Annotated in this window: 17 protein-coding genes and 1 tRNA gene; 9 read left to right on the top strand and 9 right to left on the bottom strand. The window is 44.0% G+C overall.

Translation table 11 applies throughout. The annotated features are described in order from the left end of the window. Nucleotides 1-412: 412 nt before the first annotated feature. Nucleotides 413-1,051 carry a YchE family NAAT transporter gene (locus WR49_RS00285; RefSeq protein WP_017056489.1) on the top strand — a complete coding sequence of 213 codons (639 nt, stop codon included), beginning with the start codon at nucleotides 413-415 and terminating at the stop codon, nucleotides 1,049-1,051. Between the two features lie 145 nt (nucleotides 1,052-1,196). Next, nucleotides 1,197-2,042, top strand: coding sequence for an ion transporter (locus tag WR49_RS00280; protein WP_017056488.1), 846 nt, complete (start codon nucleotides 1,197-1,199; stop codon nucleotides 2,040-2,042). A gap of 78 nt (nucleotides 2,043-2,120) precedes the next feature. Here the strand turns inward: WR49_RS00280 and asd are convergent, their stop codons facing one another. Then, entirely contained in the window at nucleotides 2,121-3,239 is a 1,119-nt protein-coding gene (asd, locus tag WR49_RS00275; RefSeq protein ID WP_017056487.1) for an aspartate-semialdehyde dehydrogenase, read from the bottom strand. A gap of 498 nt (nucleotides 3,240-3,737) precedes the next feature. Here asd and nhaC point away from each other — a divergent pair, with 498 nt between their 5' ends. Then, a complete protein-coding gene (nhaC, locus tag WR49_RS00270) occupies nucleotides 3,738-5,174 on the top strand; it encodes a Na+/H+ antiporter NhaC (protein WP_046222683.1) in 1,437 nt (478 codons plus the stop codon). 88 nt (nucleotides 5,175-5,262) lie between these two features. Here the strand turns inward: nhaC and WR49_RS00265 are convergent, their stop codons facing one another. From WR49_RS00265 to yejK, 3 genes are all read right to left on the bottom strand, one after another. Beyond that, nucleotides 5,263-6,441 carry a hypothetical protein gene (locus WR49_RS00265; protein ID WP_046222682.1) on the bottom strand — a complete coding sequence of 393 codons (1,179 nt, stop codon included), beginning with the start codon at nucleotides 6,439-6,441 and terminating at the stop codon, nucleotides 5,263-5,265. Between the two features lie 84 nt (nucleotides 6,442-6,525). Next, nucleotides 6,526-7,944 (bottom strand): Hpt domain-containing protein, encoded by a 1,419-nt coding sequence (locus WR49_RS00260; RefSeq protein ID WP_046222681.1) that lies wholly within the window; start codon nucleotides 7,942-7,944, stop codon nucleotides 6,526-6,528. A 106-nt stretch (nucleotides 7,945-8,050) separates the two neighbouring features. Continuing rightward, nucleotides 8,051-9,055 carry a nucleoid-associated protein YejK gene (yejK, locus tag WR49_RS00255; RefSeq protein ID WP_017056483.1) on the bottom strand — a complete coding sequence of 335 codons (1,005 nt, stop codon included), beginning with the start codon at nucleotides 9,053-9,055 and terminating at the stop codon, nucleotides 8,051-8,053. A gap of 84 nt (nucleotides 9,056-9,139) precedes the next feature. On the opposite strand from yejK, the gene WR49_RS00250 reads away from it, so the two are divergent. The 3 genes from WR49_RS00250 (at nucleotide 9,140) to WR49_RS00240 (ending at nucleotide 11,426) form a co-directional block, all read left to right on the top strand. Continuing rightward, nucleotides 9,140-9,367 carry a YejL family protein gene (locus WR49_RS00250; protein ID WP_017056482.1) on the top strand — a complete coding sequence of 76 codons (228 nt, stop codon included), beginning with the start codon at nucleotides 9,140-9,142 and terminating at the stop codon, nucleotides 9,365-9,367. A gap of 28 nt (nucleotides 9,368-9,395) precedes the next feature. Next, the gene (locus WR49_RS00245; RefSeq protein WP_017056481.1) at nucleotides 9,396-11,198 is read left to right on the top strand and encodes a DUF3413 domain-containing protein; all 1,803 of its coding nucleotides are present in this window, start codon (nucleotides 9,396-9,398) and stop codon (nucleotides 11,196-11,198) included. A gap of 137 nt (nucleotides 11,199-11,335) precedes the next feature. Further along, nucleotides 11,336-11,426 (top strand) — tRNA-Ser (locus WR49_RS00240). Between the two features lie 75 nt (nucleotides 11,427-11,501). Here the strand turns inward: WR49_RS00240 and WR49_RS00235 are convergent. Together WR49_RS00235 and WR49_RS00230 are read right to left on the bottom strand one after the other, a co-directional pair. Next, nucleotides 11,502-13,628 carry a methyl-accepting chemotaxis protein gene (locus WR49_RS00235; RefSeq protein ID WP_046222680.1) on the bottom strand — a complete coding sequence of 709 codons (2,127 nt, stop codon included), beginning with the start codon at nucleotides 13,626-13,628 and terminating at the stop codon, nucleotides 11,502-11,504. Nucleotides 13,629-13,821: 193 nt separating this feature from the next. Beyond that, a complete protein-coding gene (locus WR49_RS00230; protein WP_017056479.1) occupies nucleotides 13,822-14,742 on the bottom strand; it encodes a histone deacetylase family protein in 921 nt (306 codons plus the stop codon). 261 nt (nucleotides 14,743-15,003) lie between these two features. Between WR49_RS00230 and WR49_RS00225 the strand changes: the two genes are divergently transcribed. Together WR49_RS00225 and WR49_RS00220 are read left to right on the top strand one after the other, a co-directional pair. Beyond that, on the top strand, nucleotides 15,004-15,690 hold the full coding sequence (locus WR49_RS00225; RefSeq protein WP_046222679.1) for an SDR family oxidoreductase: 687 nt from the start codon (nucleotides 15,004-15,006) through the stop codon (nucleotides 15,688-15,690). 7 nt (nucleotides 15,691-15,697) lie between these two features. Then, nucleotides 15,698-16,699, top strand: a complete 1,002-nt coding sequence (locus WR49_RS00220; RefSeq protein ID WP_046222678.1) for a DUF3080 domain-containing protein — start codon at nucleotides 15,698-15,700, stop codon at nucleotides 16,697-16,699. 18 nt (nucleotides 16,700-16,717) lie between these two features. Here the strand turns inward: WR49_RS00220 and WR49_RS00215 are convergent, their stop codons facing one another. From WR49_RS00215 to WR49_RS00205, 3 genes are all read right to left on the bottom strand, one after another. After that, entirely contained in the window at nucleotides 16,718-18,727 is a 2,010-nt protein-coding gene (locus tag WR49_RS00215; RefSeq protein WP_046222677.1) for a DNA topoisomerase III, read from the bottom strand. A 127-nt stretch (nucleotides 18,728-18,854) separates the two neighbouring features. After that, nucleotides 18,855-19,403 carry an NAD(P)H nitroreductase gene (locus WR49_RS00210; RefSeq protein ID WP_046222676.1) on the bottom strand — a complete coding sequence of 183 codons (549 nt, stop codon included), beginning with the start codon at nucleotides 19,401-19,403 and terminating at the stop codon, nucleotides 18,855-18,857. 207 nt (nucleotides 19,404-19,610) lie between these two features. Next, complete coding sequence (locus tag WR49_RS00205) at nucleotides 19,611-21,620, bottom strand: NADPH-dependent 2,4-dienoyl-CoA reductase (RefSeq protein ID WP_017056474.1); 2,010 nt, start codon at nucleotides 21,618-21,620, stop codon at nucleotides 19,611-19,613. 289 nt (nucleotides 21,621-21,909) lie between these two features. On the opposite strand from WR49_RS00205, the gene sppA reads away from it, so the two are divergent. Further along, entirely contained in the window at nucleotides 21,910-23,760 is a 1,851-nt protein-coding gene (gene sppA / locus WR49_RS00200) for a signal peptide peptidase SppA (RefSeq protein ID WP_017056473.1), read from the top strand. Nucleotides 23,761-23,812 lie beyond the last annotated feature (52 nt).

Raw genomic sequence — 23,812 nt, 5'->3', positions numbered from 1 at the left:
ACACTTATCGCGCGTACAAAAAACAATCAAACAGACAAGTTTTTTTCACATAACGCCATAAACTGTAAAAAAATTTCATTTTTAGTCCTTTAAATTACATGTATACAGCTATATTCGTGCTACTGAGAGTATATCCATACCATTGCACGGGCTAGCTTCTGACATAACTTTTATTAATTTCGTGCGACAGCTAACAGTTACCCAACAAGAAGTTACAAAATGAAACACTAACGACTAACTTGAAACAAGACTAATACAAAAGTGAGATTCAATTAGTTTTTCTAAAAACAATCACCTATTTCAAGTTAGTTTTTTTCATTCGTACAAATTGAAATTGTCCCTTACATTACGCGCTCAGAATATTCACAGATCAAACCTTCCACATTAAGTACGCTAACTGGAGATCGCTCTCATGCAAGGCTTAGAACTCGCAATCTTTATGCAATTCTTCCTTGGGCTTGTTGCTGCCGTAAACCCAATCGGCATCATGCCTGTTTTTGTTTCTCTTACTGCCCATATGCCGCCAGAAGAGAGGAACAAAACAGCCTTGCAAGCCAATATTGCTGTTGCCGTTATCTTGATTGTATCGCTGATTGCGGGACAATTACTTCTAGATATGTTTAGCATCTCACTAGATTCATTCCGCGTTGCAGGTGGCCTGCTATTACTAAGCATCGCATTTTCGATGATGAGCGGTAAACTCGGTGAAGATAAGCAGAACAAACAAGAGAAATCGGAATACATCAGCAAAGAGCAAATCGGTGTTGTTCCACTGGCAATGCCTCTAATGGCTGGCCCGGGAGCAATCAGTTCGACGATTGTTTACGGGTCTCGCTACCCTGCTGCTATTGATACGGTCGGCATCGGCATTAGCATCATCGCATTCGCAACATGCTCTTGGCTTTTGTTCCGTTCAGCGCCGGTTATCGTTCGCTTTTTAGGTCAAACGGGTATCAACGTTATCACTCGTATCATGGGCCTGGTTCTTGGCGCATTGGGCATCGAGTTCATCGCCAATGGCCTACGTAACCTATTCCCAGGGTTAGCGTAACGTTTAGCTTGGATCATCTAATTAGTGGCAATCAGCTATGTAATATCAATGAGGCGGGTAAAGCGATTGGACTTTCACTCGCCTCGTTATTATGAAGCTTGTATAATGGTTATTAACAATTTTAACAAAAGATGAACTTCACCTTATGTCACGCCAGCCTATAAAGCATCATTTATACGTCATTATCTTTGGTACCCACACACGTGCTGGACGTGCGTTTGATATCTCACTTATCATCGCGATTGTGGCCTCACTTATCGTCCTGATTTTAGAGTCAATTCCTAGTATGGCGACCGAATGGTCACAACATTTACGCTACATCGAGTACAGCTTCACGGCACTATTCACACTGGAATATCTGTTAAGGCTCTACTGCTCACCTAACCCAAAATCTTACGCCACTAGCTTCTTCGGTGTGGTTGACCTATTAGCGATTCTTCCAACTTACATTGCTATCTTTTTCCCCGGCGCATCGTTCATGGGCGTTATTAGGCTATTGCGTGTCATGCGTATATTTAGAATTCTTAAATTGATTCGCTACTTACAGGACTCTAATATCCTTCTGCGTTCACTGTTGATGGCAAGAAGGAAAATATTCATATTCTTCAGCACCGTCGGTATTCTTGTTACGATCTTCGGCGCTTTGATTTTTATTATTGAAGGGCCAGAAAATGGCTTCACCAGCATACCTCAGAGCATATATTGGGCCATCGTGACCATCACAACCGTAGGTTACGGCGACATGGTGCCGCAAACCGCATTAGGTAAAGCTATCGCATCTCTGACTATGCTCTTGGGTTACTCAATCTTAGCCGTGCCGACCGGGATTATTACCGCAGAACTCAGTAATGAAATGAACTCGCATAAAGAGTTGGTCAAATGCCCAAACTGCAACCGCGCTGGTCATGATTCTGATGCCATGTACTGCAAACATTGTGCTAGTGGGTTAGCAGATCCAGATAAGCGAGTCGTTGTTAAAGAACAAGAGTGAACACAAATCCTTGTCATTAAAAACAAAAAAAGCGCCCTAAGGCGCTTCTTCACTCACTACTTTCAGTAAATCAGTCCGTTATGCTTTCTCAGCTAAGATAATACGTAAAGTACGACGTAGTGGTTCTGCTGCACCCCAAAGTAATTGGTCACCCACAGTGAACGCGTTCAAGAAATCGTTCCCCATAGACATTTTACGCAGACGGCCAACAGGTACCGACATTGTCCCTGTTACTTTAGCAGGCGTCAGCTCTTGCGCTGTGATATCACGATCATTAGGTATCACTTTAACCCAATCATTGTGCGTTGCGATGATCTCTTCGATTTCGTCCATTGGAACGTCTTGCTTAAGCTTGATCGTCAATGCTTGAGCGTGACAACGCATTGCACCGATTCGGACACACGTACCATCGATAGGAATTGGCTGACCATCTAGGCCAAGGATTTTGTTCGCTTCTGCACCCGCTTTCCACTCTTCTTTACTTTGGCCGTTCTCACGTTTTACATCGATCCAAGGAATCAGTGAGCCCGCAAGAGGAGCACCAAATTGATCTGTTGGGAATGAAGATGAACGAATCGTATCGGCAACCTTCTTATCAATATCAAGAATCGAACTTGAAGGATTAGCCAACTCAGAGCTTACACTGTCGTTGATCACGCCCATTTGCGAGATAAGCTCACGCATATTCTTAGCGCCAGCACCTGATGCCGCTTGATAAGTCATAGCACTCATCCACTCGACCATGCCTTTCTCATATAGGCCGCCTAGCGCCATAAGCATTAAGCTCACAGTGCAATTACCACCAACGAAAGTATTTGTACCGTCATGAATACCTTGCTGTATTTGAGCCAAGTTCACAGGATCAAGAGCTATGATTGAATCAGTGTCCATTCGCAAGGTAGAAGCAGCATCAATCCAGTAACCCTTCCAACCTGCTTGGCGCAGTGCTGGGTACACCTTTGATGTATAATCGCCACCTTGACAAGTGATCACTGCATCAAGTTGTTTTAGGCTATCAATGTCAAAAGCATCTTGAAGTAGACCCGCATCTTTACCACCTAAAACAGGAGCAGGGATACCAATCTGAGATGTGCTGTAATAAACAGGCTCAATTAGGTCGAAGTCTTTCTCTTCAACCATACGTTGCATTAGTACAGAACCAACCATACCACGCCAACCAACTAGACCTACTCTCATCTCTCACTCTCCATGTATAAATTAAAAAATTATTACCCCCCATCTATAAGTTTTTCAGAAACAGAACTCAAGTGCTTTTTGTAAAAAAGTGTAACTTTTTCGTTTATTTTAAGTGAACACGATGAATAATGCAGTTATCTCAGTTAAGCATTCCATTCCTTTATCATTGACAAAACACTCAGTATTCATTCAATTCAAACGTTTACCTCGATAAAACGTTCAATTTTCAAACGGCCCTCTCGCTCTACAATAGCAATAACCACTAGTTAAGAAAGGTTAAGCAGCATAATGCTTCACAAAATAAAAACAAAAACCAACATATAATAATCATGAATTTAACACTTTTTTAGATTATGAAACCAACTTTGATTTACTTAACAGTCAAATATCACAACTTGGAGGTATTTTTTCGATATAATAAACTAATTACTGTAGTGTCCACTTCGTAAACACACTATAACGAAGCACTATAAATGCTCGAAATCACAAGAGGCTTTTATGAAGCAGAGTAAAACTCGCCTACCGAACCTATTGCAGGTATTCATCGCGTTAGGATTATTCCTATCCCTTGCTTTTTCCTTTACAGCTAAGCTTGACCTTCCTATTCAACTTGCCTTGTATATTGGTTGGTTCATTATCATGGTTCTTGGTATTCGTCTTGGCCACCAATACAAAGACTTAGAAAAAGCAGCGCTCAAAGGTATATCCAACGGTTTAGGCGCAGTTTTAATACTTTTAGCTGTGGGCGCTCTTGTTGGTACCTGGATCTCGGGCGGGATCGTACCTACTATCATCTATTATGGTCTGAAAGCTATTCACCCTTCTATCTTCCTTTTAGCGACCATGATCATCTGCTCTCTAACAGCATTGGCTACCGGCACTTCTTGGGGTGCAGCGGGTACAGCCGGCATTGCGATGATGGGTATTGGCCAAGGCCTAGGTGTTCCAGCACCAATCACCGCAGGCGCTGTACTTTCGGGCTGTTACTTCGGCGATAAGATGTCACCTCTGTCTGATTCAGTGATCCTTGCTTCTTCAATGTCTGGTGTTGAAGTAGTTGAACACATAAAGGGCATGCTGCCTGTTGCGTTAATAAGCTACGTAATTACGGGCATTATGTTTACCGCATTTGGTTTCCACTATGCGGGCAACGTTGACATGAGCCAAGTAGACTCTGTGATTAAAGCAATGGAAGCTCAGTTCTACATCACACCTTACTCATTCGTTCCAGTAGTGATCGTGCTTGGCCTATTAGCTTTCCGCATGCCTTCATTCCCTGTGATCAGTTTTGGTTCTCTGCTAGGTATTATCTGGGCAGTCATGATCCAAGAGATCGACTTCCTTACTGCATTTAACACAGCATGGGCACCATTCTCTATCTCATCTGGTGTTGAGTTCATTGATTCAATTCTTAACCGTGGCGGCATGTCTTCAATGCTTGGTTCGGTTGCGGTTATCGTGTTTGGTTTAGGTTTCGGTGGCTTATTGGATAAAGTAGGCGTGCTAGAGACGATTGCTAAAGTGTTCGAGCGCCGTGTAAACAGCGCAGGCTCACTAGCAACTAGCACCATTGGTACGGCTTTCATGGGTAACGTATTTGGTTCAGCGATGTATGTATCACTTATCCTTACGCCAAAAATCTGTGCGAAAAACTACGACCGTTTAGGCTACAAACGTAAGAACCTTTCTCGCAACGCTGAGTTTGGTGGCACTCTAACGTCAGGTATGGTTCCGTGGAGTGATAACGGCATTTACATGGCGAGTATTCTTGGCGTTGCGACGCTGTCTTACGCACCGTTCATGTGGCTAAGCTTTATCTGTATCATCGTAACGATCGTGACGTCTTACATGGGCTGGTTCGTTGATAAGTGTGAACCAACAGCGCCAGCACTTGAAACTGAGGAAACGGCACAATTAGACAAGCAGCAAGCGTAAGTCATTCAAACGTTAATGATTTACATGCAAAAAGAGCGCCCTAGAGCGCTCTTTTTTGATCTACTTAGTTACTGAATTAGGAATTTACTTATTTGTTGGCGGTTCGTTTCCCCAACCAGTAACCGATGCCTAACGGTGCAAAGAACACCACCAAGATAAACAGGATGAAGTAGATAATCACACCTTTGATTAACTCCATTAGCTTATCAATCGCAAGCACGACCACTTCTTGAGAAACACGGTCTAGATCTTGAGTGAACAGCTCTCTTTCTGAAGTCACAATACCTGCAATCTCAATGCGCTCTTTCTCAATCATCTGTACTAAAGCTTCTCTCTCACGCGTCACCATCTTTTCCAGTGCCACGCGTTCATCGCTCAGCATCGCTAATTTTTGGTCGGTTTTATCACTAAAATCGTTTAGCAATGGCTGCATTTCTGTCGACAGAATAGAAGCCAGCGTTCGCATGTACTCAGGGTTATTTTCGATAAAGTCTTGCATGCTTGCTGATGTTTGACGAAGGCTTTCCAACGTCGTAGACAGATCTTCACCCGTTAGTGAGCTGTTCAATGCAACCAATTCGGCCTTCCACGACATCAGCTTTGGCGTCTGATCAGCCATTACACTTAAACGGTCTGATGCATCACTCATTGCTTCTGGCATGCTTCCCAAATTTTGCACGATTTGAGATTCGTCTTTACCTAAGTAAGTAAGCCAATCACGGTAAGCGGGCGTAATCCTGAATGTGAGATTTTTAAATGGATAGCTAGCAGCAAACTGCTCGACAAACGCTTGGCTCTTCTTAAAGTCACTAGTACTCAATACGCCTTTTGCCAATTTTTCCGCTTCTTGAGTAAGAGCGTGAGCGGTTTCTACTGCATGATCAGTTTCGAATAGGTCGGCACCATCACCTTGCGTATAAAATTGATCCATTTGAGCAGTAAATACCCACGAATCAATTAACGCTGAAGTCGGAGAAGTTTGGTAAGCCGCTTGCTGAAGTCCCTGCTCTGCATGTATTTTCCAAAGCAGAACATAAGATTGGTGTAAGGTATCATCGTCAGGATAAGATTGAGCGATGAGATCCGCAGAATCTTCCACGCGAGTAAAGAAAATTCTAGCGTATTCACGCGTCATAATCCGAGCATTGAGCTCTTGTTGAGTCAGCGGTGTTGTTTGGCTATCTAACTTAACTTCTAATAGAGAACAACCACTTAGAACTATGATAAATAACCACACCATCAAACACTTACTAGAAACACGCAACATATCCACCTTTGACAAAGACTAATGGCGCGGATTGTATGATCACTTCGTCAGAGTATTGTCAAAATTCCCACAAAATTAGTATGATTATTCTAAATATGCCATAGCAGAGTCAACTGAAGCCTGAATCGCCTGTTCCAGCTCTTCTAAATCGTGTTCACTGATAGGTCTAGATTGTTTCATTGTCATTTCAATACTTGCGGCAATGATCGCTAATCTGGACGCTTTAATGCTACCAGCAACACCTTTTAGGCTATGTACAACACGAGCAGCAGCAGGTTCATCTTGAGTGAGCAAAGATTGGAACTTAGCGAAATCGTCAGCATGATCTTGTACAAAGACACCAAGCAACAATTCAACGGACTCAACATCACCATCGAGCGTGTCTAACATTTCTTCGATATCAATCTCAGGCTTTGAATCCGTCACGCTGACAATATACCCCTCAGACATTTGCGCCTCTTCTGTGTTGTGCTGAATAGTTTGTTGTATTGCAACGCCAGGTTGCTTTGGAGGCTGAAGCTCGGAGTTTTGGTCCCGTGAGTCCCTTTCCGATAGGTAAGAGTCATTTTCGGATTGCTTGATAGCCGAGGACATTACATTGTCATCAGGTTCTTCAAACGCACAATATTCTGCACTAGAAAACGGGGGGACATTGTCCTGACTAGACTTCATTTCAGGCTCCCGGTCCTGTTCTTTATCTACTTCTTGCATCGCTCGCTTAGAGCTAACTCCCCACCAAACCAACGCTATTATCGTAACCAAACTTAAGGCTAGCATGACAGTTAAAAGATTGAATTGCCGATCATTAAATTCAGCTTCGAGTTTAATGATCTGTTCGTTAACCGAGTTTTTCTTAATTTTATCAACCAGAAAATTTATCCGAGCATAATCACCCAACAATACGGAAGCGTCAGCCAGTAACTGTTGGATAGCATCTTTCTCTTCGTCTTCTAACGAATAAGACTTATTCAAAATAGAATCAAAAGCTCGATAAGTCGCTGATGAACGATGAGTGTCGGAATACATGGCTTCAAAAACAACCACACCGAGTTCATTCAGTAATGGTTTTAGCTCAGGATACAGGCCAGTATCAGCGCGTAATATCTTTATGTTATCGACAAGACCTTGAACCTGACTTTCTATTGGGATGAATTCATCAAACTTCTCAAGAAATTGGTCCACAACATAAAGTAGCTGATTAACATCAGGCTGAAAGAATGTGTGTTGAAAATCAGATTCAATCTGTAATCGAATCGAATACACTAACTGTGCATCAAGGGCTAAGTCATTAATACGAGAAACTCGAAGCGGTTCAGAAAAGTAAAGCGACTGCCTTAACTCCGTAACACGAATGCCGAGTTCTTCGATTTGAGCAAGGGAATGGTTATAAGAACGGCTAAGCTGAAGGATGGCCAACGCAGGAAGCAACCATAGAGTCAGAAGTACAACCAAGAAAGTTGCAGGCTTTTTAAAGCGATGGGGCATTGCCACTGATTGTTCCATCAATATTCCTTGTGCGTATCGACTTCACACCATTGCAGTTATCAGAGAGTGTAAAGCGAAAAATAAGCGACAACATCCCGCTGCCGCTATTATCTATGAACAGGTGTTATGACTTGTTACGAGTCAATTGGTCACGCAAGTTCGGGGGCGTACCTTTAATCGTTAGTGTATCTGTCTCCGGATCGTAAAAAACACGTTCACCAAGAAGCAGACTATCAAAACTAACATTCAAACCGCCACCAGCACCAACAAATTTTGTTAGTTTACGCATAGTTGCGCGATCTGCAGGAAAGCTATCTTCTAACTCGTAGCCTTGTTCACTAGTATAGTCAAAGAAGCTAGTGCCATCAGTGCTTGCTGGTAATTCACCTGAAAGCTCACGAACTTGAACCTCATCACCGGCTTTTAGCTGTTCATTGCAGTAATCCGCCACCTGCTTTTTATAGCTAATCGCTTCTTCTTTCTCTAATTTAGAGTCAGAAACAAAATCTTCTACCGCTTGCATCAATACTTGGTTTTGCTGCTTAGCATCTAAACCCACTTCGGCTTGAAGGAAGTCGAGGAAGAAATCAGCAACTTTACGCCCAACACGCCCCTTAATATAAGTAAGGTAACGATTCGATTCTTTATCTGTATCGTATGTAGAAAGATCAAGACGCGCGACGATGTCCATCTTTGAAATATCAAGGTAGTCAGTCGCGCTAATGTCTAGCCCTTCCGTTACTTTCAGACTTTGATTCGAAGGTAACAAACCAATAAAAAGATAGTCCGTTGCCAGTGATTGGTATTCGGCTAACACCAAAGTACCCTCGTCAGCAAAAGGGTATTTTGAAAGTTCATCTTTTAGACGTAGCGCACTTTTCTGAGAAAAATCATAGAAACTTTGCTCTCCCGCCCGAAATTCATGCAACGACTGCTGGAATTCGCTGTCGGATTTGAAAGAACCAAACCCTTTGCCTGCTTTTGAGTTGAACACTCGATGAAGTTCAGCGACTAGGCTTTCAGATGAAGCATCGTTTTCTAAAGATTCAGCACGATAGTTAACAATCAGCTCTTCCTGATCATTCTTGCTTAGTTGATGTAAAATTACGTTGGAAAGGTGAAGGCTCATAGTGAAAATATTACCGTTCAGGTTTCAGTTGTTGTGCATAGTAGGTTATCATAAGCCGCTTTTACTATCATTATTAGAGTCCTTATGCCGATTACATCTAAATATACAGATGATCAAGTTGAAAAAATCCTAGCTGAAGTAGGTGCCGTGTTATCTAAGCACAAAGCTTCACCAGAACTTTCACTGATGATCGCTGGAAATATCGCAACCAATGTCTTAAATCAGAACGTTGCTGCTTCACAGCGCAAAGGAATTGCTGAAAAATTTGCCGAAGCTTTGATTTCTTCTCTTGAAGATAAAAAGTCTCACTAAGTTTGATTGACGGATAAAAGAATTATAAATGGTAGACAGCGCAAACTCATATAGCGATCGCGTATCTCGACTGGTTGGTTGGGGTCACTGGTTTGCATTTTTCAACATCATTGCTGCGATGTTGATCGGTACTCGTTATATTACTCAATCTGCTTGGCCAGAAACCCTATTGGGTCAATTTTATTTGGCTGCATCATGGGTTGGTCATTTTGGCTTTTTAGTCTTCGCGCTCTATCTATTAGTGCTGTTTCCGCTCACTTTTGTTCTTCCGTCGAGGAAGTTATTACGTTTGGTTGCCGTTTGCTTCGCGACCATAGGTTTAACTGTCCTGCTAATTGATACCCAAACGTATCAAAATATAAACCTCCACCTGACACCTGTCGTGTGGGAGGTTTTATTTAGTGGAGAGGAGTCTGCATTCACTTCTGATTTGCAACACCTCTTCATTGTTATGCCACTTATCTTCTTATTACAGCTAGGTCTGTCTGAATGGGTTTGGCGTAAACAGCGTAAACTATCTCACAAGCACATCGGCCGACCAATTGCGGCAGTTTTCTTTTTATGCTTCATCAGCAGTCACCTCACTTATATGTGGGCTGATGCCTTTTTCTATAACCCGATAACAAGCCAAAAAGCCAACTTCCCACTGTCTTACCCAATGACAGCGAAAAGCTTTATGGAAAAACATGGTCTGTTAGATCGTGAAGAGTACCTACAGCGCTTGGAAGAGAACAAAGAAAGCGTAAATTTAGTTAGCTATCCGCTAGAAAAAATTCAATACAACCGTCGCAGTGATGACCTAAACATCCTGATGGTAAGTGTAAACAACCTTCGTTCTGATGCATTAAACGCAACAGCAATGCCAAATAGCTACACCTTTTCTCAACAAGCAATCAACTTCACAAATCATTACAGCTCAAGTAACGATATGTATGGTATTTTTGGTTTGTTTTACGGCCTGCCAAGTAGTTATTCAAGCAGCATCAAAGCACAAGGCTCAAGCGCCGTGCTATTAGATGTGTTAGAGCATCATAATTATAAATTTGCTGCGTTCAGTGGTGATAACTTTGAAGACCCACTGTATTCAGAAATTATTTTCCGTGGTCGTGAAGTGACACCAGAGCAAGCGACTCTCAATGATCAGAGTGCTATTCAAGCATGGTCTGATTGGGTTCAGTCACCAAAAACCAAAGGTCCTTGGTTCAACTTTATTGAGCTGACTACACTTGATAACTTTTCGAACTACGATTTAAATTCTGACTCTGAGTTAAGCACTGAAGAACGCTTTGCTGCTGACTACAAAAAATCAGCACAAGCAGCTGACAAGCAGTTGTCTACTATTTATGCTGAACTAGAACGTTTAGAGCTTAGCGATAATACTGTTGTCATCATTACCTCAAATCACGGTACAGAATTTAATGAGACTAAAACGAATAGCTGGGGTGCCAACTCTAACTATAGTCGTTACCAACTACAGGTTCCTTTGTTTATCAGCTGGCCGGGTAAGTCACCATCTGAGTACACTCATCGCTCAAGTCATCTGGACGTGTCTGTCACGTTAATGCAAGAATTACTGGGGGTATCTTCGAACCCCACCGATTTCAGCAGCGGGCGCAATCTGTTTGATGAACGTAATAGGAAATGGATTTTAGCTGGCGACTCTCGTGAGCTAGCCCTAATCACAGACAAACAAACAACGGTGTTAGATAAATTTGGTAATTACAAGTTATACGACCAAAACTATAAACGCCTAAAAGATATCAGCCCTCGCTTACCTGTATTGATGCAAGGCCTTACTGAGCTACAGCGTTTCTACACAAAAAATGATTAAATGATCGTCAATTATAAAAGGGAAGCCAGTCGCTTCCTTTTTTATAACCATGAGCGATTAGAAAATAAGCAACCAAACAAAATTATGAAAATTAAGGGTTTACAAGTTCCTCTACCCCTTATATTATTCACGCCACTGGAGGGATGGCTGAGTGGTCGAAAGCACCGGTCTTGAAAACCGGCAACCGTTAATAGCGGTTCTAGGGTTCAAATCCCTATCCCTCCACCACATTAAAGAAAGCCGCTGAGAAATCAGCGGCTTTTTTGTATCTGGCGTTTGCGTAAAGAGCTTACGTAGTTTCTACTACGCCACCTTTCGGCTCACTTCAAAGCGTCCAATCAATTGGTCTAAGCGGCTCAATGCATTACCCATTAACGAGACTCGACGTGCGAGTTGCTTAGTAGACAGTTGTAAGTCAGATATTGAACGTTGGGCTTTATCTGCCGTTTGTCCGTTTTTCTGACTGTTTTCATCTAAGTTAGACATCGTGGTAAAGAGATCAATCACCTCTGCTTGAATTTGTTCACTGCGGGCGTTTGAGTCGACTGTTAAGTTTCCTTTACTCACATTCTCAACACCTCGCTCCATGGATTCCACAGCACTGCGAGACTTACTATGCAGCTCTTTCATTAGGTCACTAATATGGTTAGTGGCTTGTGAAGTACGATCAGCCAGAGTTCTTACTTCAGAAGCGACGACAGAGAACCCTCTCCCGTGTTCACCTGCTCTTGCCGACTCGATGGCCGCATTCAAGGCCAAAAGGTTAGTCTGCGCGGTAATGTCAGTAATGATATCTATAATGTCAGACACCTTGGTCATTTCATTATTCACCTCATTCACGCTATGCGCCGAGCTTTCTACGATATTGCGAACAATCTCCATGCCTTCGACAGACTGTTTGTATTCCTTTTCCGCGCTCAGGACGGCTTGTTTCATCACCGTATCCATTTGCGTTGCTGAGACACTCGCATGAGTAATTTCACTCTGTTGATGCTGACTCAACTGAAGCATATTGCTTAACGCTTGTGATGCATCATCACTGGTTTGCTTCATCACGACACTGCGACGAAACATAGATTCCGACACTTCCCTTACTTCGTGGCTGGCATGAATCAATTCACTAACTGTGCTGTCTAAATTGTCGATAAAGCTGTTAGTCCAGCGTCCTAAATTACCAAGTTCATTATGACTGAATGTGGTTGGGTCAAGTCTCCGACTTAAGTTGCCATCACCTTCGGCTAAGGTTCGCATCACCCCGGTCATTTCGTGAATTTTATTCGCTAACGGCTTAGCACTCACGAAACGGAATAAACCAAGGGCGAGACCAGCGCAAGCAAACATAACACCGCTTTGCATCAAAGGAGTGAGCGTATAGAAATTAGCAAGCAGTAATGGAAAAAATAGAGGCAGTAACATGCAGCTGATAAAGTGTTTAGATAAGGTGTAGCTTAGACTTCGGTCTCTGTAGACCTCTTCTAAGTCGGATTCACACATCATACCAAAAGTGTCAGATGAGCCATCCAGTTGAAAAGTGATACCTTTGCCGATAACCGGTATGTGGCGATAGTCGGAATACCCCGGGTAACCGATAAACAGGTTACTACCATTTTTGATGGTTTCTCTTACGCCAGGGTGAAGTTGATTGGTGGCGGGGTCCGTAAAACGAATCTCAAATTCGGTGTGTTGCTGGATCTTAACCGTTCCCCAATCAGTATGAATCCCTTGTTTTAAGTTCTCACCGTGTGAAAAGGTATTGTCTTCAAAGCGAGAGCGAGAGAGCGCCACACCCGGCTGAATGTGAGGATCATGAATAGAGTCGACCATAAAGATATAGTTGTCACCCGACTCACTATAAATATGCCCCGCTTCTCTTTGAATAATGTCACCAATAACATCATTTGGAACCCGACCACATAAAAACAGCTGTGTCCCTTCGTCCCGAGAAAAGGGGACATAAAACATCAGCGTGACTTGATCATGAAACGATGAACTCGATGCCCCTACATTCAACGTGCGTGGATCCATATACGGGCCATGTAGATAACGCTTTGATGTCCCTTCGACTAAAGCTTTCTTATCTGCGAGAGCTACTCCGATATGGTCGTGATAACTCGATGCTTGCGCAACGCCTTTCGAATCGACAATCGCCAATTCAGAAAAGTCCGTGCTGCGCTTAAGAAGACTCGACAATGTACCTTCAGCTTGCTCTTCTGTTCTACTTGCTAAATAAACGGCAGAGTCCTCTAAAAAACCCCATTGGTTCTTCACCCAATTATGAAGAAGTTGAACTCGAGTATGAGCGATACTTTCAAATGTTTGCTCAAGCTCTTCCGCCCTACTTCGGTTTAGGAGACAAGCCCTGCGCATTGCCAGTTTCCCTGTTGCGCCAAACCAATTAAGCCAACTGCGTTCCTTATCCTTCAGGTTCATGTACATCCCTTGTGTTTTTATATTCACATAGGGTAAAGCAATTTACAGACCATAATTAATCACACGAATACGTAACTAATTAATAAAAAAGTACTTTATATGTATAGCTATGGTGCAAGCCATGTCTTTTTTGGTGCAACAGGCGCTTCTTCAAAATCCTCTTTTTAATGCGCTTTCAGCAGTTAATTTGAAGCTAATCGTAAACATGATAAGCCGCTTTCAATAACTGCATGTGAATCGGCACCAAATCTTGATGTTGAGTTCGATATCCGCCACCGACTACGCAGGCCATCGGAATAGATTCTGATTTCGCTAAGCCGATCATGAAGCAGTCACGTTCAAATATCCCTTGTGTGGAAACATTCAAATAACCCAGTTCATCGTCTTGATGGATATCGATACCCGCATCATAAATGATGAGATCCGGTTGGTGATGAGCAATTGCCAGTTTGGTGACTTGTGCGAAACAGCGCTGAAACTCTTCATCTTCGGTTTCACGGCTTAATGGCACATCTAAATCAGATAGCGGTTTTCGTGCCGGGAAGTTTTTGTCGCAGTGGAACGACAAAGTAATGATGTCGTCATTCTCTTGGCAAAGCGTCGCAGTGCCGTCACCGTGGTGTACGTCACTATCAACGATCAGCACCTTATCTATGTGCTCAAAGGTCAAGGCGTGCTTTGCCGCCAACACCAAATCGTTCAACAAACAAAAACCGCTTCCAAAGTCATGATGCGCGTGATGATAACCACCACTCAAATGAATCGCTAAACCGCACTCTATCGCCATTTCCGCGGTCAAGCAGGTTCCACCGCTAGAATAGAGCGTTCTTTCAATAAGTGACTCACTCCACGGGAAGCCGATGCGTCTCATCTTTGCTGCGGGTAGATTTCCAGAAACAAGCAAATCCACATACTCGCTATCGTGAACCTGTTTTACTTGGTCAACCGAAACCGGCGTGGGCTGGAACACTTCAAACTTGCTGTTCCATAGTGGACTGCTATCCATTAGCACCTTAACTGCACTGTGTAACAACTGATATTTGTTAATCGGATAACGATGACCTTCAGGTAAAGGTAATTGCGAATAGATTGGGTGGTAAATTAAAGGAATCATAATCAAGTTAATTGCGTATCTTTCTTAAAATCATAACAGCCTCAGACTTGGCGACAACCTTAATTAATGATAACAATTATCATTATCCACAATGCATTTCAAAGGCAACAATGAAAAACGTAATACTCATCCTTGGGGTGATCTGCGGCTCGATGGCTGCAATAATGATTTTTGTAGGAATGCTAATGGCCAGTTGGTGGACCGTTGATTTTCTCGTGTTAAGCCATCAAACTTAACTAATTGAACTGAAAAGGAATCACCATGAATGTAATTTTTATTACTGGAGCGAACCGCGGCATTGGCTTTAGCCTGACTCAACAATACTTAAAAGGTAATCACAAGGTGTACGCGACTTACCGTGATGCCAATTCAGCAAAAGAACTGCTCTCACTCGCAGAGCACAACACCAACCTGACCTGTATTCAATTAGAGATAACCGATTACCAAGCGGTGAGCCAACTCTCCTCTCAAATTCCGTCGATTGATGTCTTGATTAACAATGCTGGCTACTATGGTCCTAAAGGCTATGGGCTGGGTAATACCGATGTTGAAGAGTGGCGTCGTGTATTCGAAGTCAACACCATTGCTCCGCTGAAACTTGTCGAAACGCTATTGCCTTTATTAGAACACAGCGATATCAAAAAGGTCGCTTGTTTATCCTCTAAAGTCGGCAGCATGACCGAGAACACCTCAGGCGGCGGTTATATCTATCGCTCCTCCAAAGCCGCTCTAAACTCCGTGGTGAAGAGCCTAAGCAACGACTTAACCGAGAATGGCTTTACGGTGTTAGCACTTCATCCAGGCTGGGTACAGACTGAAATGGGAGGCCCTAATGCTCTGATCGACACCGACACCTCAGCTTCTGGTCTTATAAAAGTCATCGAGTCAGCGAATACCGAAGTGAGTGGTCACTTCTTCAATTTCGATGGCAGCGAAATAGACTGGTAATCCACAGATGAATACAGGGCATCTCTCAAACCTAGTTAAGCACTCAACGCTGTTTTGTCTAACAGTGATGCTAGCTGGCTGTTTCAGTGATGGCCCCGGCGACTTGTTCGACAACTACCAAACCAAGATAGCCAGAGTACAAGATGCTGAAGAACTCAAAGAGGATTGGGAGTTTGAAAGCCTACCGAGAAAACGAGAACTGCTGCTTGACGTGCCCACACTCTCTATCGGTCTCATCGACAGCTATCAGCTTCGCCAGTGTGGCTTGTTCAATCTGATTGCAGAAAGAAATTCGGTTCTGGGCAAGGTCGCGGATCAGTTTCGTAATTACGATTATCAAGTCGCGCTACTTGCAGGTGTGGGTAAATGTTTATCCAGTAATGAATTAGACCCAGAGATCGTAGAATTACTCAAAGAAATTGAGCAACAGAAACTCGCACAGTTTCCATTGCACCAATGGAATCTCATCTATGCCAGTGATGCGATGCAGTCACAAATGCGGGGTAGTCAGTGGTTACGCGCTGATATCGGCGATCAGGTACGACAAACCAGTGATGCCTTAGAACACATCAATCAAGCGTTAAACACATCGCTCGTTTCCGACAAAACCATTGAGGTTCAAGAAGTACTAGAGAAGAGTTCGACCCTTGGGGATTTGTACTACTCGCTCACGCGAGCTTCGGCCGAACTTGATACCATTACCAAACAGCTGACAACTTTTGATGCCAACATCATCTGTGGTAAACAACGAGACACGACCAAGTTTCGTTATCTCAACAATGTGTTCGAGCAACAGTACATAGGTAAGGTTCAGCCTTACATGGCGCAACTGGATGGCTACTATCAACAGTTAGCCCCGCAACTGGGGATGTTTGACGCGCAACCTGAACTGCACAGTTATTACTTTCCCATTCAAGATGCACATCAAGCATTTCGAGCATCAACTCGTCGCCATGTCGACTATTGGCAGCAGCTGTTTAAACGTTGTGGCCGTAAAGTCGGACGTTAATCCCAACCTCAATAAGTCTTAGCTTTTAGTGCCCTTCTTAGCGGAAGTGCCTTTCTTAGCATACGAACCTGTCTTGGCATACGTACCTTTGTTGGCATAAGACTTCGCACCACCGCCTTTGCGACGTTTAAAAGCCGGTCTTTCGACTTTAGGAAGATGACGCAGAGACTCAGGAACTTCGCCTGTTTTTACCTTGCCCATCAAACCATCAATCTTGCTTTCTAGCGCTTGCATGAAAGGTTGATACGCTTGATTTCGTTCTGCCATGCCTTGCAACTGGTGCTCCCAATGTGCCGTCATGTCTGGGAAGGTCGAATCCTCAGGTAAGGCATGAATCAAACCTCTGCCCGCAGGGCTACTATGAATGCTCTTACCTTGGCGCGTTAGCAGTTGCCTTTTGAATAGAGTATCTAAAATGCCCGCACGGGTTGCTTCTGTGCCAAGGCCGTCGGTCTCTTTCAAAATGGCTTTAAGGTCTTTGTTCGCGACAAAGCGCGCGATACCTGTCATCGCTTGTAGCAAGGTCGCTTCCGTGAAGTGTTTTGGCGGCTCGGTTTTCTTATCGCCAATCACACCTTCACGACACGTCAGTACGGTTCCTTTGTCTAATGGAGGCACCGTATCCGTGCCATCACCTTTCTCTTCGGTGTCTGTTTTGCCCATCAACACTTTCCAACCGGGGTTGATAAGCTGACGTCCTTTTGCGATGAACACACCACCAGCAATATCAAAGACTAGCTTAGCATCGGCAAAAATAGCAGGTGGGTAGAACTGCATTAGATACTGGCGCGCGATTTGCTGATAGATTTTCATTTCATTGGCAGACAAGCCGTTCACCGATGATTTTTTCGGAGTAGGAATTATCGCGTGGTGAGCATCGACCTTACTGTCGTTCCATGCTTTGGATTTAAGAGAAAGATCCGCACCTTGAGCACCACTTTGCAGCTCTTTCGCATTGTTAGCGATAGCATCCACGACCGACTCTCGTTGTGAGTAATGATCTTTGGGTAAGTATCGGCTGTCAGAACGTGGATAGGTGATGAGTTTGTGTTTCTCGTACAATGACTGACAAGTGTCGAGTACCTGCTGAGCACTCATGCCAAATCGCTTAGACGCATCAATCTGCAAAGCTGACAACGAGTAAGGCAGTGGCGCAGCTTGTTTACTTTGCTTTTGCTCTGATTCCGTCACCGTCGCGGGTTGATTCGCAATTCGGTTAGCAACGTTCTCAACCAGTTTTCGATTGAGCACTCGGCCTTCTTCATCTTGCCATGGTTTACATGCTTCGCTTGGTTTCCAACGCGCTCGAATATCAAAGCTCTGGCCGTTGTTTTGATAAGGGATCAGCGCATGCAGAGTAAAATAATCTTTCGGAATGAAGTTTTCGATTTCTTCATCACGTCTCACCACCAAACCAAGTACAGGGGTTTGTACTCGCCCTACCGACAATACGCCTTGGTAACCCGCCTTTTGACCAAGTAAAGTATAAGCACGAGTCATGTTCATTCCATACAACCAATCAGCTCTAGAGCGTGCTAAAGCCGAAATAGACAGTGGAATAAAATCACGATTACTGCGCATTTGAGAGAGCGCTCGCTTTACCGCTGGCAAGTTCAAGTCACTAATCAGCAGCCTATCCATCGACTCTTTCTTGGCCTTAGACACCTTGCAGTAGTCAATCACTTCATCAACCAGCAACTGCCCTTCTCTATCCGGGTCACCTGCATGGACAATTTGAGTGGCGTCCTTCAATAGCTTTCGGATCACCGTGAGCTGTTTGCTGGATGTCTTGCGTGGCCTTAGCTGCCATTGCTCTGGCACGATAGGAAGATCGGCCAAGTTCCATTTCTTATAGCGGTCGTCATAAACATCCGGCTCAACCTGCTCCAATAAGTGTCCAATACACCAAGTCACCACGTCCCCATTACCACATTTGATAAACCCTTGGTCTTTCTTCTGTGGATTCGGTAGAGCGGCGGCGATCGCGCGGCCTAGGCTTGGTTTTTCAGCAATAATAAGGCGAGACATGTTTTTCCAGATGCTACAAACAATTAGGGCCACATTATCTAATGTGGCCCCTAGAAATCAAGGAAAACTGGTTGTTTATACAGTTAGCATTCAACAATTCGTTGTATAGCTATTTTCCTAACGAGATCTATAAGAACTCGACGAACTTTGAGAATTCACGCTCTGGCACTTTCATTGGCGTACAGCCCGGAGTACCCAAATATAAGAAACCAACAATTTCGTCATCGCCTTCTAGGCCAAATGCTTGGTGAACTTCTGGATGGAACATCCATTTCCCTGAACGCCAAAAACCTTGGAAACCTTGCGCGACAGCGGCCATTTGCATTGCTTGCGCAGCACAGCCAGCAGACAGGTGTTGTTCGAACGCTGGCACTTTTTCGTGCTCAGTTACCTTTGCGATGATAGTGATCACCATTGGAGCTCGAAACGGCGCTTTTTTTACTTTCTCAATGACCGCTTCTTCGCTTTCGTCCGCTTCAGCAGCACGAACCAAGATATCAGAAAGCTTCTGTAACCCTGCCCCTTGTGCGATCACAAAGCGCCAAGGTGTTAGTGCACCGTGGTCTGGAGCACGTAAGCCCGCTTTGATTATATTTTCTAACGCGACACCTTCAGGTGCCGGATCAGAGAGTTTTGCGATAGAGCGTCGGTTAAGCAATAGATCCAAAGCATCCATTTGAAGTCCTTACTATTTCTTTATTATTTATATACTTGAACTTTAGCACAGAATACAAACGATAATAAATCTCAACGACTGTCTCTTTAACCTAGATTAGAAACAATAAAGGCTCCTAAATCTATGACTTAGGAGCCTTGTTCAAAATCTAACTCAGCACATTAAGTAACAATATCTGCCGATAAAATTACAGTTTGATAGCTGATTCTATAACTTGATAGCTAGCTCAACACCTTGACGAATTGCACGTACGGCATCCAGCTCACCGGCATAATCGGCACCGCCTATCACGTGCAGTTTGCCACCAAACTCTTGCCACATGCCTTCAAATGGTCGAACCGATACTTGGCCTGCACACACAACAACGGAATCGGCATCCAACACTTGGTCTTTTTTACCAACGCTGATATGCAGACCTTGGTCATCAATTTTGTTGTAGCTCACGCCGCCAAGTAGGTTCACACCTCGTTTTTCTAGCGTACGTTTATGAATCCAGCCCGTCGTTTTACCCGGGCCTTTACCAACACGACCTTCTTTACGCTGCATAACCCACACCGTTTTATCGCTGAACGAATCAGGGTAAGGATAAAGCCCGCCTGGGTGTTCCATGTTCTTATCGATGCCCCACTCATGCAGCCAGTCATCCAAGCTATGTGAAGTCGGCTCTGTCAGCATAGTTGCCACATCAATACCGATACCACCAGCACCAACAATTGCGACCTTTTTTCCTACTGGTGTCTTATCGCGAATCAAGGTTTGGTAATCAACCACGTTTTCTTGGTCAATGCCTTCAATATCGAGCTTTCTTGGTTCTACACCTGCTGCCATCACCACTTCATCGTACTTCAACAACATCTCGAACGTCGCTTCGGTATCCAGTTTTAAATTGACGCCTGATGCATCGATTTGGTTAGCAAAGTAACGAATGGTTTCTCTAAACTCTTCTTTACCTGGGATCTGCATGGCCAATCTAAACTGGCCGCCGATACGGTCATTTTTCTCAATCAAGTCAACCTTGTGTCCACGCTGCGCTAAGGTCGTCGCACACGCTAAGCCTGCAGGGCCTGCGCCGACAACCGCAATAGTCTTAGTCGCTTGAGCTGGTTGCACAACAATTTCGGTTTCGTAACAAGCGCGTGGGTTAACCAAACAGCTCGCGCGTTTACCCTTAAACACGTTATCAAGACAAGCTTGGTTACAACCGATACAGGTATTGATGAACTGCGCTTGGTCTTGAGCGGCTTTATTAACAAAGTCCGGGTCCGCCAAGAAAGGACGCGCCATTGAAACCATGTCGGCCTGTCCTGAACTGAGGATGCGTTCAGCCTCTTCTGGCGTGTTGATCCGGTTACAAGTCACCACTGGAATCGATACGTATGGTTTCACTTTTTCCGTCACCCAAGAGAACGCGCCTCGTGGTACTTGCGTCGCGATGGTCGGAATGCGCGCTTCGTGCCAACCGATACCGGTATTGATAATGGTCACGCCGGCTTCTTCTAGCTTTTGAGCCAGTAGAACAACATCTTCAAAGGTGCTGCCTTGCTCAACCAAATCCAGCATCGACAGTCGGAAAATAATAATAAAGTCATCACCCACCGCCTCACGGATCGATTTAACAATCTCCAGTGGGAAACGCATACGCTTCTCATAAGAACCGCCCCATTCGTCGTAACGCATGTTGGTACGTTTACAGATGAATTGGTTAATTAAGTAACCTTCAGAGCCCATGATTTCAATGCCGTCGTAACCAGCGACTTGAGCTAGCTCAGCACTGTTCGCAAAGGCATCAATAGTTTTCCTAATTTGACGAGGGCTCATCTCACTCGGTGCAAACTTAGCGATTGGCGCTTTGATGCCCGAAGCACTTTGCGCGAATGGATGCATGGCATAGCGACCAGCATGTAATAACTGAAGCGCAATTTTACCACCATGTTTGTGTACGGCTTCGGTAACAACTTGATGCGCTTTTGCGTGTTTAACCTTGCTGAATTCAGCACTAAATGGGGTCAATCTGCCACGTAAATTAGGGGAGAAACCACCGGTAACAATAAGACCAACGCCTCCTTTTGCTCGCTCTTCATAAAACGCGGCGAGTTTGTGTAGGCCTTCTTTATTTTCTTCTAAACCTGTGTGCATTGATCCCATCAATACACGGTTACGTAACTGAGTAAATCCAAGATCGAGTGGTTCAAGTAAATGTGGGTACATGGCAGACATCACTTCTATTATTTTATCCTTGTGGTCTGACCACACTATAGTTCAATCATCAAAAGTTCAAACAGCCGTTTACATTTTTGTAACACCGATCATAGTGCTTTGAATTTTAATGCTTCAAAAGCCAACTCTAAAGGTCAATAGACCCTATACTTAATGAGAATATATATCGATAAACTATTCTTGGTGTAGTTTGAGCTTGGGAATTATCGTAGGATAATAAGCAGCTTAATATTATGAGATTAATGGTTTACGGCTTGTTCGGGCAACGTTATCTCACCGTGGAGAAAGAATGAAAAAAATATTCAAATTTATCGGTATGATTTTTAAAGGGATTTGGAAGCTCATTACGTTTGTGCGTCTTGCGCTTGTTAACATCATCTTTTTACTCAGTATCGCCATCATTTACTTTGTATACTTCCACTCGACTACGACTAAGCCGGTCGTTCCACAACAATCGGCTTTAGTACTTAACCTATCGGGTCCAATTGTAGAACAAAGCCGTTATATCAACCCGATGGACTCCGTAACAGGGTCATTGCTTGGTAAAGACTTTCCGAAAGAAAACGTACTGTTTGATATTGTTGAAACGATTCGCTACGCCAAAGACGATGAAAACGTAACGGGCATTGTGTTAGCGCTTAAAGAGCTACCAGAAACCAATCTAACCAAGCTTCGTTACATTGCTAAGGCACTGAACGAGTTCAAAGCAGCTGGTAAGCCGATTTATGCGGTAGGTGACTTTTACAACCAGAGCCAATACTACCTAGCGAGCTACGCGACTAAAGTATTCTTGTCGCCAGATGGTGGTGTCCTTCTTAAAGGCTACAGCGCTTATTCACTTTATTACAAAACCTTATTAGAGAAGCTAGACGTGAACACACATGTGTTCCGAGTAGGCACTTACAAGTCTGCAATCGAGCCTTTTATTCGTGACGACATGTCAGATGCTTCCAAAGAGTCAGCATCACGTTGGCTAGGCCAACTGTGGGGTGCATACGTCGATGACGTGACCAACAATCGCCAAATAGATGCTAAAACTCTAAACCCAAGCATGGAATCATTCTTGGAAGACCTTGAGTCAGTAGACGGTGATATCGCAAAACTGGCAGAAAAGCTTGGCTTAATTGATGAGCTAGCGACTCGCCAGCAAGTACGACTCAAACTTGCAGACGTGTTTGGCAGCGATGGTCAAGACAGCTACAACGCGCTTGGCTACTACGAATACCGTGCAACGATGCTTCCAGACCTAACAAGTGAATCGCATGATGTTGCTGTAATTGTTGCCAGTGGTGCCATTATGGATGGTAAGCAACCACGTGGTACGGTTGGTGGGGACACGACTGCCGCACTACTTCGCCAAGCTCGTAACGACGACAAAGTGAAAGCCGTCGTACTTCGAGTAGATAGCCCCGGTGGCAGCGCATTTGCTTCAGAAGTAATACGTAATGAAATAGAAGCAATCAAACAAGCAGGCAAACCTGTTGTCGTGTCCATGTCTAGCCTTGCCGCTTCTGGTGGTTATTGGATCTCTATGAGCGCGGACAAGATCTTAGCTCAACCAACCACACTAACTGGCTCGATTGGTATCTTCAGCGTCATCACGACCTTCGAAAAAGGACTAAATGACATTGGTGTTTACACTGATGGCGTTGGCACATCACCCTTCTCCGATTTGGGTATTACGACAGGACTAAGTGATGGCGCTAAAGACGCTTTTCAAATGGGCATTGAAAATGGCTACCGCCGTTTCATCAGCTTGGTTGGAGAAAATCGCGGCATGGACATTGGTTCCGTCGACGAGATCGCTCAAGGTAGAGTATGGACAGGTCAAGATGCGATGCAGAGAGGCCTAGTCGATGAAATTGGTGATTTTGATGATGCGATTGCAGCGGCGGCTTCACTTGCCGAGTTAGAAACCTACAACATTTACTGGGTGGAAGAGCCTCTTTCAGCAACTGAACAATTTATTCAAGAATTCATGAATCAAGTCCAGATGTCGATTGGTCTTGATATTCAATCCATGATACCTAGCAGTTTACAGCCAGTTACTCAGCAGTTAGCTCAAGATAGCCAGCTGTTAGGCAGCTTTAACGACCCACAAGGCCGTTATGCTTTTTGCTTAAACTGCCAAGTTCAATAAGGTAAACCAATAACCAAGAGGCGCCTCTGTGTTAGGTGCCTCTTTTTATTGC

The sequence above is a fragment of the Vibrio sp. ECSMB14106 genome (assembly GCF_000972265.1).
Taxonomy (GTDB): domain Bacteria; phylum Pseudomonadota; class Gammaproteobacteria; order Enterobacterales; family Vibrionaceae; genus Vibrio; species Vibrio kanaloae.
This window is presented reverse-complemented; position numbering and strand designations above follow the sequence as displayed.

Coding starts and splice junctions, on each gene's coding strand:
- WR49_RS00230 (WP_017056479.1), bottom strand. CDS start 14,742: ATGATTCCTTTAATTTACCACCCAATCTATTCGCAATTACCTTTACCT.
- sppA (WP_017056473.1), top strand. CDS start 21,910: ATGAAAAAAATATTCAAATTTATCGGTATGATTTTTAAAGGGATTTGG.
- WR49_RS00225 (WP_046222679.1), top strand. CDS start 15,004: ATGAATGTAATTTTTATTACTGGAGCGAACCGCGGCATTGGCTTTAGC.
- nhaC (WP_046222683.1), top strand. CDS start 3,738: ATGAAGCAGAGTAAAACTCGCCTACCGAACCTATTGCAGGTATTCATC.
- WR49_RS00205 (WP_017056474.1), bottom strand. CDS start 21,620: ATGTCTGCCATGTACCCACATTTACTTGAACCACTCGATCTTGGATTT.
- WR49_RS00285 (WP_017056489.1), top strand. CDS start 413: ATGCAAGGCTTAGAACTCGCAATCTTTATGCAATTCTTCCTTGGGCTT.
- WR49_RS00235 (WP_046222680.1), bottom strand. CDS start 13,628: ATGAACCTGAAGGATAAGGAACGCAGTTGGCTTAATTGGTTTGGCGCA.
- WR49_RS00260 (WP_046222681.1), bottom strand. CDS start 7,944: ATGGAACAATCAGTGGCAATGCCCCATCGCTTTAAAAAGCCTGCAACT.
- yejK (WP_017056483.1), bottom strand. CDS start 9,055: ATGAGCCTTCACCTTTCCAACGTAATTTTACATCAACTAAGCAAGAAT.
- WR49_RS00215 (WP_046222677.1), bottom strand. CDS start 18,727: ATGTCTCGCCTTATTATTGCTGAAAAACCAAGCCTAGGCCGCGCGATC.
- WR49_RS00265 (WP_046222682.1), bottom strand. CDS start 6,441: ATGTTGCGTGTTTCTAGTAAGTGTTTGATGGTGTGGTTATTTATCATA.
- WR49_RS00250 (WP_017056482.1), top strand. CDS start 9,140: ATGCCGATTACATCTAAATATACAGATGATCAAGTTGAAAAAATCCTA.
- WR49_RS00220 (WP_046222678.1), top strand. CDS start 15,698: ATGAATACAGGGCATCTCTCAAACCTAGTTAAGCACTCAACGCTGTTT.
- WR49_RS00245 (WP_017056481.1), top strand. CDS start 9,396: ATGGTAGACAGCGCAAACTCATATAGCGATCGCGTATCTCGACTGGTT.
- WR49_RS00210 (WP_046222676.1), bottom strand. CDS start 19,403: ATGGATGCTTTGGATCTATTGCTTAACCGACGCTCTATCGCAAAACTC.
- asd (WP_017056487.1), bottom strand. CDS start 3,239: ATGAGAGTAGGTCTAGTTGGTTGGCGTGGTATGGTTGGTTCTGTACTA.
- WR49_RS00280 (WP_017056488.1), top strand. CDS start 1,197: ATGTCACGCCAGCCTATAAAGCATCATTTATACGTCATTATCTTTGGT.